The sequence below is a fragment of the Bacillus sp. CH_70 genome, assembly GCF_038007045.1.
Lineage (GTDB): Bacteria > Bacillota > Bacilli > Bacillales > Bacillaceae_G > Bacillus_A > Bacillus_A cereus.
In genome coordinates, this window is sequence record NZ_JBBOWL010000001.1 from 1,919,677 (window position 1) to 1,933,644 (window position 13,968).

Below are 13,968 nucleotides of genomic sequence, written 5' to 3' on the forward strand. Positions count from 1 at the left end.
ATGAGAGTATGACTTCAATTAAAGTGCACTGTTTAGTGAGTTGTTTTTGTGAAATTATAAAAAGGCGTAGCGACATTGATTTTCGTCCATTTTATTTTGGACTATGGGATGGAGATTTTGATATAACACAAGGCGGAATTATTTCATATCACTCTGAAAACATTAACCATGATCATTATTTACTTTGGTTTGAAAAATTGTACGGTATTAAAGTAAACGAATGGTATGATCATGCAAAAGATAAAGATAGCAATGTAGAAACGTTTTTAGAATTAGTAGAAAACAAGCCGGAAAATCGTTATGTCATTGTAATGGTTGATATGTCTCTATTACCAGAGAGGGAAAATAAATTTCATCAAAAACCGTTTCCACATTATTTAATGATATCAAAAACAGAGAAAGAAGAAGAATGGTTCATGCTAGATCCTGATTTTCGTTGGGAAGGAAATATGGAAAGAGAAAAAGTACTTCACTCTATTCAAGATAACCCATTTGGTGGAGGTTATTTCATTGATATAGAAGGAATTGGAGAGCCAACGCAAGAAACAGTAGCTAGTTATTTCACAGAAACATTCAAAAAGAACGACAATGAACTGACTATGGAACTGAAAAATTTAATTGTAAAAATGGCAAATGAGGAAGAAGGATATGCGCTTTCTGGACTTGTAGCAGCAGTAAAACAAATACCAGTACTTGCAATTCGTAAATATAGTTATGAGCATGCCTTTGCATACTTCCGTGAAACGTTGCAATATTCGGAGCAAGAATTTGATTATTGGTGTGATCGAGTAGAGGATATTGTACAAGGATTTACAAATGTACAGTATCGTGCAATTAAAATGGCAATGACGAATAATAAAGGTATGCTAGTATCGATTATTGAAAAACTGGATGAAATGAATGCAATTGAACTGCAAATTAAGAAGGAATTAGAGAGACAGTTTCTATCATGGAAAGGTATGAAAACAAATCAATCTGTCGCAACTCTTTAATAAGCTAACTGAATTTAAGATAGGAGAGTTTAATACTATGAAATATTCGCTATGTACCATTTCATTTCGTCATCAATTAATTTCATTTACTGATATTGTTCAATTTGCATATGAAAACGGTTTTGAAGGAATTGAATTATGGGGGACGCATGCACAAAATTTGTACATGCAAGAACGTGAAACGACAGAACGAGAATTGAATTTTCTAAAGGATAAAAACTTAGAAATTACGATGATAAGTGATTACTTAGATATATCATTATCAGCAGATTTTGAAAAAACGATAGAGAAAAGTGAACAACTTGTAGTACTAGCTAATTGGTTTAATACGAATAAAATTCGCACGTTTGCTGGGCAAAAAGGGAGCAAGGACTTCTCGGAACAAGAGAGAAAAGAGTATGTGAAGCGAATACGTAAGATTTGTGATGTGTTTGCTCAGAACAATATGTATGTGCTGTTAGAAACACATCCCAATACACTAACGGACACATTGCCTTCTACTATAGAGTTATTAGAAGAAGTAAACCATCCGAATTTAAAAATAAATCTTGATTTTCTTCATATATGGGAGTCTGGCGCAGATCCAATAGACAGTTTCCATCGATTAAAGCCGTGGACACTACATTACCATTTTAAGAATATATCTTCAGCGGATTATTTGCATGTGTTTGAACCTAATAATGTATATGCTGCAGCAGGAAGTCGTATAGGTATGGTTCCGTTATTTGAAGGTATTGTAAATTATGATGAGATTATTCAGGAAGTGAGAAATACGGATCTTTTTGCTTCCTTAGAATGGTTTGGACATAATTCAAAAGAGATATTAAAAGAAGAAATGAAAGTATTAATAAATAGAAAATTAGAAGTAGTAACTTCGTAATGTGAAATGATGTGAGAGTCTCGTTTAGAGGCTCTTTTTTTACGGTAAAAAATAACCAAAAATTTCCATGTATTTTAATTTGAATTTAACACAATTTATATATAAATAAGGAGGTGATTGGTAATGGCTAGAAATCGTAATTCTAATCAATTAGCATCACATGGAGCACAAGCAGCTTTAGATCAAATGAAGTATGAAATTGCACAAGAGTTCGGTGTACAACTTGGAGCTGATACTTCTTCACGTGCAAACGGTTCTGTAGGCGGTGAAATCACAAAACGCCTAGTAGCGATGGCAGAACAACAGCTTGGTGGCGGATATACTCGCTAAATGTAGAAGGTTATAGGAGAAAGGAAGGATTCTTCCTTTCTTTTTTTTTCAATTAATTGGTATGGATATATAGTGAACAGAATTCAAAGAATAGAAGTAATACTATATTTTACCCAATTTCTTTTGTTGTGAATGGGAAGTATTAAAGATGTAATAGCCCTGGTGGAATGAAAATTATGTTCCAGCAGGGCTATTATATGGTAAGAAATATATGATGAAAGGTTCCGAAATCAACATGTTAAAAAAAGAAAACTGTTGTTTAATTGCGCTTGCATCAGTTCCACTTGTCATGACATTAGGGAATTCAATGCTCATTCCAATCTTGCCGACAATTGAAAAGAAATTACATATTTCATCGTTTCAAGTATCCATGATTATTACAATTTACTCTATCGTAGCCATTTTACTTATACCGATTGCTGGTTATTTATCAGATAGATGGGGACGAAAGATGGTAATGGTTCCGAGTTTGCTGATTGCGGCTATAGGAGGAGCGATAACTGGTTGGGTATCATGGAAAGTTGATAATCCCTACATTTGGATACTAATCGGTAGAGCGATTCAAGGTATTGGTGCTGCTGGTGCAATGCCGGTTGTTATACCGTGTGTTGGTGATTTATACAAAGATGAAAAACAAGTTAGTACAGGTTTGGGAATCATTGAGACATCCAATACATTTGGAAAAGTGCTGAGCCCTATTTTAGGATCTGCTCTTGCTGCCATTGTATGGTTCTTACCATTTTGGGCGATTCCAGTTTTATGTGTCGTAGCAATTGTTTTATTGCTGGTATTAGTAAAGGCAAAAAAACAAGAAGGGGAAGTACCGCCACTAAAAGAGTTTATTCGATCTATTATCTCTACGTTTCGAGAAAAGGGAAGATGGTTAATTGCCATTTTTGCATTAGGTGCAATTATTATGCTTATTTTATTCGGAATTCTCTTTTATTTGTCGACTATACTGGAATCAAAGTATGACATTCATGGTATATGGAAAGGGTGTGTGCTTGCTATCCCGTTACTTGTACTGTCACTTAGTTCCTATATGGCCGGTAAAAAAATTGGAGATAATCAAAATGTTATGAAGAAGTGTATTTATATTGGTTTTTTAATGGCAGCTGCATCAGTCATCATTCCTTTATTTATAAAAGGGATTTACTTACTACTTCTTTGTCTCGTTATTATGGGGATAGGAATTGGTATGGCACTCCCATGTTTAGATGCTCTCATTACACAAGGGATTGAAAAGGAGCAAAGGGGAACGGTTACGTCCTTTTATAGTTCAATGCGATTTATCGGTGTAGCAGCTGGACCACCTTTATATTCTTTTTTTATGAAAGGGGCGGACCATGAAGTGTTTTATTTGACAAGTATTTTCGCTGCCATTGGTGCTGTTATAGCAATCATTTGGATTAAACCAGCAAAAGATGCAAAGATGGTAAAACAGAAACCAGAACCTACTTCATAATTTGAAAGAGAATTGCATGATGTTTTCAGTAACATGCAATTCTCTTTCGTTCATTAAGAATAAATAACTTGTTTTAACATATAAAGCGCGACACCCCATATGATGAGACCAGAAAATTTATTTAATAATAAGATTGTCTTTCCGGTTGAGTCTAGTCTTTTTAGAAATTTCCCCGCTAAAGCTAAGCTTATAAACCAAATCCAAGAAACGATAATAGTTGCAAGTGTAAAAGCCCACTTTTCACTTTCTATGTATTGAATAGAATTTGTTCCAATTACACCGATTGTGTCTAAAATTGCATGTGGATTTAATAACGAAACTGATGCTGCGAAAAGGATTTGCTTTTTTAAGGACATACTTTTTTCTTGTTTTACATCGTTGGAAGGGTTACTTCTCCAAATAACAAAGCCCATATATAGGAGAAAGAAAAATCCAATTATATATAACGAGTTAGTTAGCCAAGAAAAAGTAAGGAGTACAAGGGAGACACCTTGCACCGCAATCAATATGAGTAACGTATCACATATAGAGGCAGTTAATACTACAGGGGCTGCCCTCCAAATGTTTGGTTGGCTAGCGCCTTGGTTAAAGACAAAAACATTTTGTACACCTAATGGAATGATAAGTCCAAATGCAAGAATGATACCATGAATAATTGCTTCACTCATCATATTACCTCCTATTTTAATTCATTATGATAGTGTATATTGTATAGAAGAAATGAAAATTTGTATCCATCCATATGGTTGGGGAGGTTACCAACCAAAAAGAATATAAGGTGATATGATGGAAAGATTCGTTTGGAAACCGAATATGTCTCTAGCGACGCCGCTGTATAAACAAATAGAAACGTATATAAAAGAAAGGATTGTTAATGGAGAATGGACCGTTGGAACAAAATTACCTTCACAAAGAGATTTGGCCCATACATTTGGTGTGAATCGAAGCACAATTGTAATGGCTTTCGATGAACTAGTTGCGAAGGGATATATTGAAGGGAATGGCAGGAAAGGAACAATTGTTGTAAATAATAATGAGAATGCTTCAACTTACGCACCCCCGCCTAATTGGCAGTCTTATGTAGAAACAGGAGTTCATTATCCGAATCTCCCAGCTATTCAAGAGATTAATCAAGCTGAATTTTATCCACATGTAATTCGGTTAGGAACAGGTGAGCTCGCGCCGAGTCTCTTACCTGAGAAAAAGATGAAAGAAATTATGAATAAGCTTTTAAAGTCAAATGTGACGCTTGGGTATGAAGAGCCGAAAGGAAATCTGTATTTAAGGGAAAAGATTTCCGAATACTTAAAGGAGCATGGCGTATATGTATCTCCTGCCTCTATATTAATTGTTTCAGGAGCAATTCAAGCGCTGCAACTTATTTCTATGGGGCTTCTTTCGAAAGGGGCATCCATCTTATTAGAGAAACCATCCTATTTATATTCGCTTAATGTTTTTCAATCAGCAGGAGTACGTTTAATTGGAATCCCAATGGATGAGAGCGGGTTACATACATCATATATTAAGAAATATAAGAAGCAGTTCAATGCCTCTATTTTATATACAATCCCGTCTTTTCATAATCCGACGAATTTTAGTATGAATACTAAGAAGCGAAAAGAAATAATGGAAGTATGTAATGAAATTGGATTACCTATTATAGAGGACGCAGTGTATCAAGACTTATGGTTTGATGCACCTAGTTCGAAATCTTTAAAAGCCTATGATAAAAATGGAATTGTACTACATATTGGAAGCATGTCCAAAGTAATTAGTCCAGGTTTAAGAATTGGATGGATTGTTGGACCCGAGCCAGTAATTCAAAGATTGTCAGACATAAAAATGCAAACAGATTATGGTTCAAGCACTATATCCCAGCAAATTGCAGCAGAGTGGTTTACAAATGGTCTATATGATGAGCATTTGCGATTTGTAAGAAGTGAATTGAAAAAACGAAGAGATTTTATGTTACTAATGTTAGATAAATATCTTCGTGAAATAGCAACTTGGCATGAACCAACAGGCGGGTTTTATATATGGGTACATATAAAAATACCCATTTCATATCGCAGTTTATTTGATAAAGCTCTGCAAGAAAAGGTTTTATTAAACCCAGGTACTTTATATGATAGAAGTGCAAATCAATTTTTGCGCCTATCGTATTCATACGCAACGTTAGAAGAAATTGAAATAGGTATAAAAAAACTTGCACAACTAATGAAAAAGTAAGAGGAGAAAGTAATGAAACAATATGTAATTTGCCAAATGATCAATGGAGAAAAATATTTAGCTGCTTATGCCGAGACGCAGCAAGAAGCAATTGAAAAAGCAGAACTGTTAGGATTAAGAACGGGAAATCGTTACATAGTTATTACTGCAGAAGAAGCCGAAGGGTTATCGTATCCTTAAACAATGTACGAGATTGTATAGGAAGTAAATAAGCCTAGTAATATAAGAAATTACTAGGCTTATTTACTATTAATTTGTCAAACGTTTTTGTATGCAAAATAATAATATTATGAGTCAAGTTGACGAAAAAATCGATTTGTCTTTCGGTCTTGATTTCCTTTTCTATATTCATCAATATATTGCCTAAAGTTCCAAGCTTGTAAAAATTTATTAGCAGAGTTATAACCAGAATTGTAAAGCCATTCTTTTTCTTCCTTTGTCAGTTCAAAATTAGTACTTGTAATCGTTCCTGTTGGAATTGTAATGGTTCTTGCTTTTGATTCCTTATCTAAATGACGTAAATCGTGAGCTTGCATCATTGTTTTAAATAGTCCTTTGAACATAGAAATAGGCTCGTTATAGTGAGCAGGGTCAGCTTGAATTTCATCTTTTACAAAATGAAATCCGAAAGTCGGCCAGCGAGGAGCGGTAGGTGAATCGAAGATCCAAATTGGATAATTACTTAGAATTCCTCCATCAACCATATAACAAGACTGCTTCCATTTTGGAGTTCTCCATTTTACGGGTTCAAAGAAGAAGGGGATTGTACTACTCATTCTTACCGCTTTAGCGATAGAGAAGCGATAATTTAAAAATCCGTAGTTTGGTAAGTCGTCAGGAAAGACAACCATTTTACCATTACTAATATCAGAGGCGATGATTTTGAGTTTGTTTAGATCTGGTAAATCAGTAAATAAATGAACACCTTTTTTTCGAAGTAATTCTTCAATCCATTCTTCTATAAATACATTAGAGTATATACCTAGAGTAGTCCATGCACTTAGTCCCTTACCGATAAAAGGAATTCTATCAATAAAAGTTCTTTTCGTAAATTTATTATAATCAATATCAGTTATAATCGTTTTTAACTCTGAACAAGAATATCCTGCCGCTAGGAGCGCTGCAATAATCGAACCAGCCGATGTACCAGCTACACGTTCCCATTCATAACCTTTTTCGGCTAACGCGCAAATTGCCCCGACATGCGCAATACCGCGCACACCGCCTCCTTCAAAAACACCATCAATCTTCATTAAACATACTTCCTTTCGAATAAAAGATTTGGAAATGGCAAAAAAGCACGTATTGTACGTGCTTTTTTTAATAGTTTTTAAGTTTACTAGCAGCCTACAAAGCCGCCCCAACAGCTAGCTCCGATGATGATTAGAAGGATAAATAAAACGATTAATAAAGCGAAACCTCCGTAACCACAACCGCCGCCACCGTATCCGTAACCACAGCAACTATATCCGTAACCCATGTGGAATTCCTCCTTATATTTAAAAATGAACGAGGGGAAAATGTACTGGAAGAAATAAAGAATTATCGTGTTTGTAGGAACAATGTATAGTATGCTTTTTTAAACTTGTTCGCGTACGAAGGATAAGCCCGTTTTTTTAGAGGCTTGTTGATTTTGTAAAGAATGAAGTATAATCTTTGTACTATGATATAAATAAGTATGTAAATGTAAGGAGAATTTATGAATAAAAAAATTGAAGTATTAATTGATAAATATGAACTAACACACTTGAAAGAAGAACTTATTAATACTGTATTTCCTTGTATAAAAGTTGTGCCAAAGCAGCAGGAAACTGTTGCGATAGGTAGTTCGAAAATGGGAGGAGTTCCTGATTTACCAGCTTTATTTGAATATCCAAAGCATAAGGGAAATCCACTACAATTTATCGCGCAATTTAACTTAACTGATTTACAAAACGTTGGTATGGATCACAATCTTCCTAAGACGGGGATGCTGTATTTCTTTTGCATTGAAAATTATTTTGAAGAAAATGTGAATCTAACAGAAGCTGGGCGTGTACTTTATTATGATGTTCCTGTAGAGCAATTACGAAGAGAAAATGAAATACAAGCGAAATATAACCAGTGTGCAATTATTTTTGAACTGACATACAAATTACCAGAACTTTTCATTGAAGATGAGGCTGATTCAGATCGTTTCTTGCAATTACTTGAAGAGCTAATTCCAGATAACTACGATAACCATCAAATGTTTGGTGAGCCATTCTCTGTACAAGAAGAAGTGTTATATGAGACAGGAGAATATATGGGAGTAGACCCGCAGCAAATGACTCTTTTATTCCAAATTGATTCAGATCATAAAAATTGTAATATGGTTTGGGGAGAACTAGGGATGCTATATTTCTGTATTAGTAATGAAGATTTGAAAAATCAACGTTTTGAAAATACATGCTGTGTATTACAAACATGCTAATGAAAAAAGGTTGTTCTTTTAAAAAGAACAACCTTTTTATGTGAATTAGTTAATATGCATAATCTCATATGACCTATACGAAAAAGTATTGTATACTCTGAAACTATACGATACTTTTTCGTATAGTTATAGAATATAAGGAGTGACAAGATGGGAAAGACAAGTAAGTATGTGACAGCTGCCGCACTTTGTTCAACTATAGTAATGGGAGGCTTACAAGCGTCATCTGTATCTTATGCAGCTACAAATCCGACTACGGTGACAGCACAATCAGATGTAAAGTTATTAGATGATTTCAGAAAAGAATTAAAAAAACAGATTGATAATCGAGAAGAAAATATTACAATCACATATAAAACAAAAGATAGAAATGCTAGAAATATTATGGATCAATTGTATGGTGAGTTTAATAAAATTGTAGATGCTGATGAGTATGTAAAATATAATGTAGCGTCTACTAGATATTCTATTAAAGGAATGCCAGGGGACTATACGTTTACACTGCAAGTAAAATACCGTGAATCAAAAGAACAAACTCAATATGTAAAAGCTCAGGCGAAATCAATTGTTGGATCAATTGTAAAACCAGGGATGGATGAGCATGAGAAAGTAAAAGCTATTCACGATTACGTTGTGAAGCATGTGTCTTATGATACGTCTTATCAAGCGTATACAGCATATGAAGCATTAGCGAATCGTTCTGCCGTTTGCCAAGGATATACATTATTAACGTATGAGTTGTTAAAAGAGGCAGGTATTCAAAATCATATTGTAACAGGCACAGGAAATGGACAAGCTCACGCGTGGAATTTAGTGAACATTGAAAACAAATGGTATCACCTAGATACTACATTTGATGATCCAGTACCAGATAAAGCAGGGCGTGTAACTTACTCATATTTTAATATGTCTGACGAACAGTTAAGTAAAGATCATGAATGGGATCGTAGCAAATATCCAGCGGCAACTACAAGTTATTTTGGTGAATTAACAAATAAAATAAAAGCTGGTAGCTCAAAAACTGTTGTATATGAGCAGATGTTAAAAGAAACAAATTTACAATACTTATCTGCAGAATACGGAGCAGAAAATTATAATGAATTTAAGCAAAAGTTGCAGCAACAGTTTGCAGCCAAACCAGAAAAAGTAGAAGTACGATATAAGCAGTCCATGGATGGAACGATGCAAGATATAAAGAAAGTATTAAATGAAATAAATTGGCCAAAAGGTGCAAAGCGTGTGTCTTATCAAGTAGCACCTTATAGTGCATTGGCTGGTTATTCATTGGCGACAATTACATTTACGTATTAAGCAATGAGAAAGAGCATCTGTAAAAGATGCTCTTTTTATATTTGTTGATCACTTTAAAATATTGGGAATTATGTGATAAAATAAAAAGGAGAGGATGTGAATGCTGAATGAACTTGTTCGAAAGTAATATTTTCACATTGATATATACTTGTTTAGTAATCGGACTTATCGTTTTGTTTTTCATATCATTTACTTTGTTTATTAGAAGAGTATTACAAAGCAGCGTTGCAAAGAAACACCACGTGATTAATATGAACCAGAAGCTAGATCGAATTATTGAATTGCTTGAAAAAGATAAGAAATAGCGATAGAAGAAGTATGAAAAGGGGAAAGAGAATGGCGAATTATATAAAAGAATTACGTGAAAAAGTAGGACATGATTATGTTTTCTTAAACTTTGCCGGTGGTTGTGTATTTAATAAAGAAGGGGAAGTATTACTGCAAAAAAGAGGAGACTTTAACGCTTGGGGCTTTCCAGGTGGCGCAATGGAGATAGGAGAATCGGCTGCAGAAACTGCAATCCGAGAAATAAAAGAAGAAACCGGGTATGATGTAGAAATAAATGAGCTTATTGGAGTGTATACAAAATATTTTCAATCATATCCAAATGGAGACAAGGCACAGTCAATTGTGATGTGTTTTTCATGCTCAATAGTTGGGGGCGACAAAAAAGTAGATGGTGATGAAACGTTGGATTTGAAGTTTTTCCCGTTAGACGACATGCCACCGTTATTTTGTAAACAGCATGAAGATTGCCTGCAAGATTTATTGGAGAAAAGAGTAGGGGTATATCGTTAACATATAAAAAAGAAGCTAAATGAGATTAGCTTCTTTTTTATGTTTTATTTATTTCCACCAATCATCAAACATTGACGCTGGTACTTGTCTTTTATGCTCACTCACTGTGTAACGTTTTTCAATTTTCTCTGCAACGTCAGCTGGAACTGCTTTACCTTCTAAATAATCATCTAATTGATCATAAGTAATACCTAACTCTGTTTCGTCAGCTTGACCTGGTTTTTCATCTAATAAATCAGCTGTTGGCATTTTTAAGTAAAGTCGCTCGTCTGCACCTAACTCTTGTAATAATGCACGTCCTTGGCGCTTCGTTAATCCCGTTAATGGTAATAAATCTGCACCACCATCTCCGAATTTTGTAAAGAACCCTGTTACAGCTTCTGCAGCGTGATCTGTTCCGATAACAAGTAGCCCTTTTTGTCCACCAATTGCATATTGAGTAACCATACGGATACGTGCTTTCACGTTACCTTTATTGAAATCTGTTAATGATTCACCCAATAAGTTTTCATATTGATTTGAAAAAGCATCAACAGTTGAAGCAATATCAAATGCAACAGATTGATCTGCTTGAATGAATTGTAATGCTAATTGTGCATCATCTTCATCTTTTTGTACTTTATAAGGAAGACGTACGGCGATAAACGTTACATTACCACCTTCGTTACGAATTTCTTCAACTGCAAGTTGTGCTAAGCGTCCTGCTAATGTAGAGTCTTGGCCGCCGCTAATACCAAGTACAAATCCTTTTGCGCCTGTTTTTTTTACATAATCTTTTAAGAAATCAACTCGTTTACGAATTTCAACTTTTGGATCAATTACAGGCTGAACATGTAATGCTTTCATAATCTGTTCTTGTAATGTCATTATGTTTTCCTCCTATTCATATTAAAGCGGTAAATAAGTTTATATGTATAATGGTACATACTTCTATCCTTTATTATTTCGCAAAACTAACGAATATACAATAGGATGTGTGTATGAATATGAATGTAGTCATTATAAATAAAGTACTACGTATAAGCAATTTTTTAAACCTTTCAAAACTGTAAGGTTTTTGTCATTTGAATCGATGGAAGGTATTTCCGTACTTTACTAATATAAAAACATAGTTAGTAGAAAGAAGGGCGGAGAAGTAATATGAACATTAGAGAACTCGCATATCGGAATGTAACGCGAAATAGACGGACATACTCAGCCTATTTTTTGAGTAGTGCATTTGCTATTATGGCCTTTTTTGTGTATTCATTTTTTGCGTTTCATCCGGCATTAAGTGCAGGAGAATTGGGTCAGTACGTATTCGTAAGTATGTCTTTTGCACAGTCTATTATTTACTTATTTACATTCTTCTTTATTTTATATTCGATGGGAATGTTTTTAAAAACGAGAAAGCGTGAGCTAGGAATTTTAATGATGCTAGGTATGACGAAATATCAATTAAAGCGTCTTATCTTTTTTGAAAATATTATGATTGGAATAGGGGCAATTATTTTTGGTATTCTTTCAGGTATGTTATTTTCAGGGGTATTACTATTTGTCGCCCCGATGATATTAAAACTAGATATCTCCTTATCCTATTACATACCGATGAAAGCAATTGTTGTAACAAGTATTATGTTTTTCATATTATTTATGATCATATCATTGTTTAGTGCAGGAATGATTCGTAAAAATAAAATTATGAAGTTGTTTAGAGGGTCAGCAGAGGCAAAACCAGAACCGAAAGCATCAATCATTTCTTCAATATTAGCAGTAGTATTGCTTAGTGCTGGCTATATAGGAGCTCTTCTATCGCATGGCGCAATGGTATTTATTATGATGATTCCTGTTACAACGGTAGTTATTATTGGGACGTATTTGTTGTACAAGCAGCTGAGTGTCTTTATTATTCGATTATGTAAAAAAAGTAAACGTTTCTATTGGACACAGACTAATATTATTACGTTATCAGATTTAGCGTATCGCATGAGAGATAACGCAAGAATGTTCTTTATTGTAACCATTATTTCTACTGTAGCATTTTCCGCAATAGGGACATTAGTCGGCTTCGCATCCATGACGAAAGGGATAATGGAGAGACCAATTGCGTTTCATTACCATTCTAAGGAAGGGAATAGTAATGAATCACAACATATACAAATGATTGACAAAGGATTAAAGAAACATAATATAGCAGCTTCAAAAACTAATATTTCGACAAAGAAAACGGAGGAACAGTCGTTAAGAAGCGCCACTTTTATAAAAGAATCAGATTATAAGGAATATGCAAAGTTAACAGGAGAACCATTTAATACTGTAGCCAATAAAGAGATTGTATTTTTGTCAGCTGATATACCAGGGCCAGCGATGAAAGAAAGAAAAGAAATTACTTTACCCAATATGAATGAAAGTTTAAAGGTGAAAAAAGTTACTTCATCTTCATTGGGGAAAATATTAAGAGGAAATGTTTATGTAATCTCTAATAATCAATATGATTCATTACAAGATGGATTTATAGAGACAAAAGATTATATGTATAAAACTGAAAGAACGAAAGATGAGATTGAAATTGGTAAAGAGCTTACTCATCAAATTAAACCGTATCAAGAACAGTCAACGTTTAGTGCGGAAGAGTACGAACAAAACCAAAGTTTACAAATTGCAGGACCGATTTTATTTGTAGGTTTCTTTATTGGTATAGTATTTTTCGTTTGCGCAGGAAGTTTCCTTTACTTCCGTTTATTCTCCGATTTGGAGGATGATGTTCGCTTGTTCGAAATGATTCGAAAAGTTGGATTGACGAGTGGGGAATTATCGAAGGTAGTTACAATTCGATTGGCGCTTTTATTCTTCGTTCCAATTGGTGTTGCAACATTACATGGGGCAGTAGCCTTAACTGCGTTAGGGCAAATGTTTGAGTACTCATTGTTTAAAGAAAATACAGTTGTATTAAGTATTTTCATAGGTATTCAAATTGTATACTTCTTACTTATAAGATCCCGTTATGTAAAACAATTGAAAGAGAGATTACGTATGCATTAAATGTGTTTTTTTAACTCGAGTACAAAATTTTCTAAAAAGAGGCAAGTATTGCCAAAAAGTGATAAAATGGAAAAAGCGAGGTGAAAAAATTAATATAGAGTAAGGGGGGAGAAATATGAAAGCAACAGGAGTTATTCGAAAAGTAGACGAATTAGGACGAATTGTTATCCCTAAAGAATTACGCGATGTATTGGGAATACAAATCAAATCACCGCTTGAAATTTTTGTAGAAGCAGATAAAATCATTTTACAAAAATATCAACCTTACAATGCTTGCCAAATCACAGGTGATGTTTCAGAACAGAACATATCATTAGCAAATGGAAATATTACTGTTGGGATAGAGGGAGCGGAATATTTAGTAAAAGAAATAGAAAAGTTTTTAAACAAGAGTGAGGTTTAGTCTTAATTTATATTATTTTTCCAATTACATATCATTCTTTTAAAAGACTGTAAGAGGACCATTAATTGGTTCTCTTATTTTGGTTAG

General features: G+C 34.1%; 16 protein-coding genes. 12 read left to right on the plus strand and 4 right to left on the minus strand.

From position 1 onward, the window contains the following. Nucleotides 1–8 precede the first annotated feature (8 nt). From N2V79_RS09855 to N2V79_RS09870, 4 genes are all read left to right on the plus strand, one after another. Nucleotides 9–992: a DUF6005 family protein gene (locus N2V79_RS09855; RefSeq protein WP_000200729.1), complete on the plus strand. Its 984-nt coding sequence runs from the start codon at nt 9–11 to the stop codon at nt 990–992. Between the two features lie 37 nt (nt 993–1,029). After that, nucleotides 1,030–1,872 (plus strand): sugar phosphate isomerase/epimerase family protein, encoded by an 843-nt coding sequence (locus tag N2V79_RS09860; protein ID WP_000877687.1) that lies wholly within the window; start codon nt 1,030–1,032, stop codon nt 1,870–1,872. A 123-nt stretch (nt 1,873–1,995) separates the two neighbouring features. Beyond that, nucleotides 1,996–2,202 carry an alpha/beta-type small acid-soluble spore protein gene (locus N2V79_RS09865; RefSeq protein WP_000113545.1) on the plus strand — a complete coding sequence of 69 codons (207 nt, stop codon included), beginning with the start codon at nt 1,996–1,998 and terminating at the stop codon, nt 2,200–2,202. Between the two features lie 235 nt (nt 2,203–2,437). After that, nucleotides 2,438–3,667 (plus strand): MFS transporter, encoded by a 1,230-nt coding sequence (locus N2V79_RS09870; protein WP_053565513.1) that lies wholly within the window; start codon nt 2,438–2,440, stop codon nt 3,665–3,667. 53 nt (nt 3,668–3,720) lie between these two features. Here N2V79_RS09870 and N2V79_RS09875 read toward each other — a convergent pair whose 3' ends face one another. Continuing rightward, complete coding sequence (locus tag N2V79_RS09875; protein ID WP_340719811.1) at nt 3,721–4,335, minus strand: LysE/ArgO family amino acid transporter; 615 nt, start codon at nt 4,333–4,335, stop codon at nt 3,721–3,723. 118 nt (nt 4,336–4,453) lie between these two features. Between N2V79_RS09875 and N2V79_RS09880 the strand changes: the two genes are divergently transcribed. Together N2V79_RS09880 and N2V79_RS09885 are read left to right on the plus strand one after the other, a co-directional pair. Next, nucleotides 4,454–5,896: an aminotransferase-like domain-containing protein gene (locus N2V79_RS09880; protein ID WP_340719812.1), complete on the plus strand. Its 1,443-nt coding sequence runs from the start codon at nt 4,454–4,456 to the stop codon at nt 5,894–5,896. Between the two features lie 12 nt (nt 5,897–5,908). Further along, complete coding sequence (locus tag N2V79_RS09885) at nt 5,909–6,076, plus strand: DUF3933 family protein (protein WP_000816390.1); 168 nt, start codon at nt 5,909–5,911, stop codon at nt 6,074–6,076. A 107-nt stretch (nt 6,077–6,183) separates the two neighbouring features. Here the strand turns inward: N2V79_RS09885 and N2V79_RS09890 are convergent, their stop codons facing one another. Beyond that, a complete protein-coding gene (locus N2V79_RS09890; protein WP_340719813.1) occupies nt 6,184–7,149 on the minus strand; it encodes a patatin-like phospholipase family protein in 966 nt (321 codons plus the stop codon). An 86-nt stretch (nt 7,150–7,235) separates the two neighbouring features. Continuing rightward, nucleotides 7,236–7,376: a YjcZ family sporulation protein gene (locus N2V79_RS09895; RefSeq protein ID WP_000540419.1), complete on the minus strand. Its 141-nt coding sequence runs from the start codon at nt 7,374–7,376 to the stop codon at nt 7,236–7,238. A 219-nt stretch (nt 7,377–7,595) separates the two neighbouring features. Between N2V79_RS09895 and N2V79_RS09900 the strand changes: the two genes are divergently transcribed. From N2V79_RS09900 to N2V79_RS09915, 4 genes are all read left to right on the plus strand, one after another. Beyond that, the gene (locus tag N2V79_RS09900) at nt 7,596–8,348 is read left to right on the plus strand and encodes a YwqG family protein (protein WP_340719814.1); all 753 of its coding nucleotides are present in this window, start codon (nt 7,596–7,598) and stop codon (nt 8,346–8,348) included. A 150-nt stretch (nt 8,349–8,498) separates the two neighbouring features. Beyond that, nucleotides 8,499–9,659: a transglutaminase domain-containing protein gene (locus N2V79_RS09905; RefSeq protein ID WP_000520865.1), complete on the plus strand. Its 1,161-nt coding sequence runs from the start codon at nt 8,499–8,501 to the stop codon at nt 9,657–9,659. A 107-nt stretch (nt 9,660–9,766) separates the two neighbouring features. Next, nucleotides 9,767–9,964 carry a DUF4083 domain-containing protein gene (locus tag N2V79_RS09910; protein WP_001048104.1) on the plus strand — a complete coding sequence of 66 codons (198 nt, stop codon included), beginning with the start codon at nt 9,767–9,769 and terminating at the stop codon, nt 9,962–9,964. A 31-nt stretch (nt 9,965–9,995) separates the two neighbouring features. Further along, a complete protein-coding gene (locus N2V79_RS09915) occupies nt 9,996–10,457 on the plus strand; it encodes an NUDIX hydrolase (RefSeq protein WP_000024996.1) in 462 nt (153 codons plus the stop codon). 48 nt (nt 10,458–10,505) lie between these two features. On the opposite strand, the gene nadE is transcribed toward N2V79_RS09915, so the two are convergent. After that, nucleotides 10,506–11,324, minus strand: coding sequence for an ammonia-dependent NAD(+) synthetase (nadE, locus tag N2V79_RS09920; RefSeq protein ID WP_000174904.1), 819 nt, complete (start codon nt 11,322–11,324; stop codon nt 10,506–10,508). A gap of 273 nt (nt 11,325–11,597) precedes the next feature. On the opposite strand from nadE, the gene N2V79_RS09925 reads away from it, so the two are divergent. Beyond that, entirely contained in the window at nt 11,598–13,478 is a 1,881-nt protein-coding gene (locus N2V79_RS09925; RefSeq protein ID WP_071731023.1) for an FtsX-like permease family protein, read from the plus strand. A gap of 115 nt (nt 13,479–13,593) precedes the next feature. Then, nucleotides 13,594–13,881 carry an AbrB/MazE/SpoVT family DNA-binding domain-containing protein gene (locus N2V79_RS09930; protein ID WP_000648324.1) on the plus strand — a complete coding sequence of 96 codons (288 nt, stop codon included), beginning with the start codon at nt 13,594–13,596 and terminating at the stop codon, nt 13,879–13,881. Nucleotides 13,882–13,968: the final 87 nt, after the last annotated feature.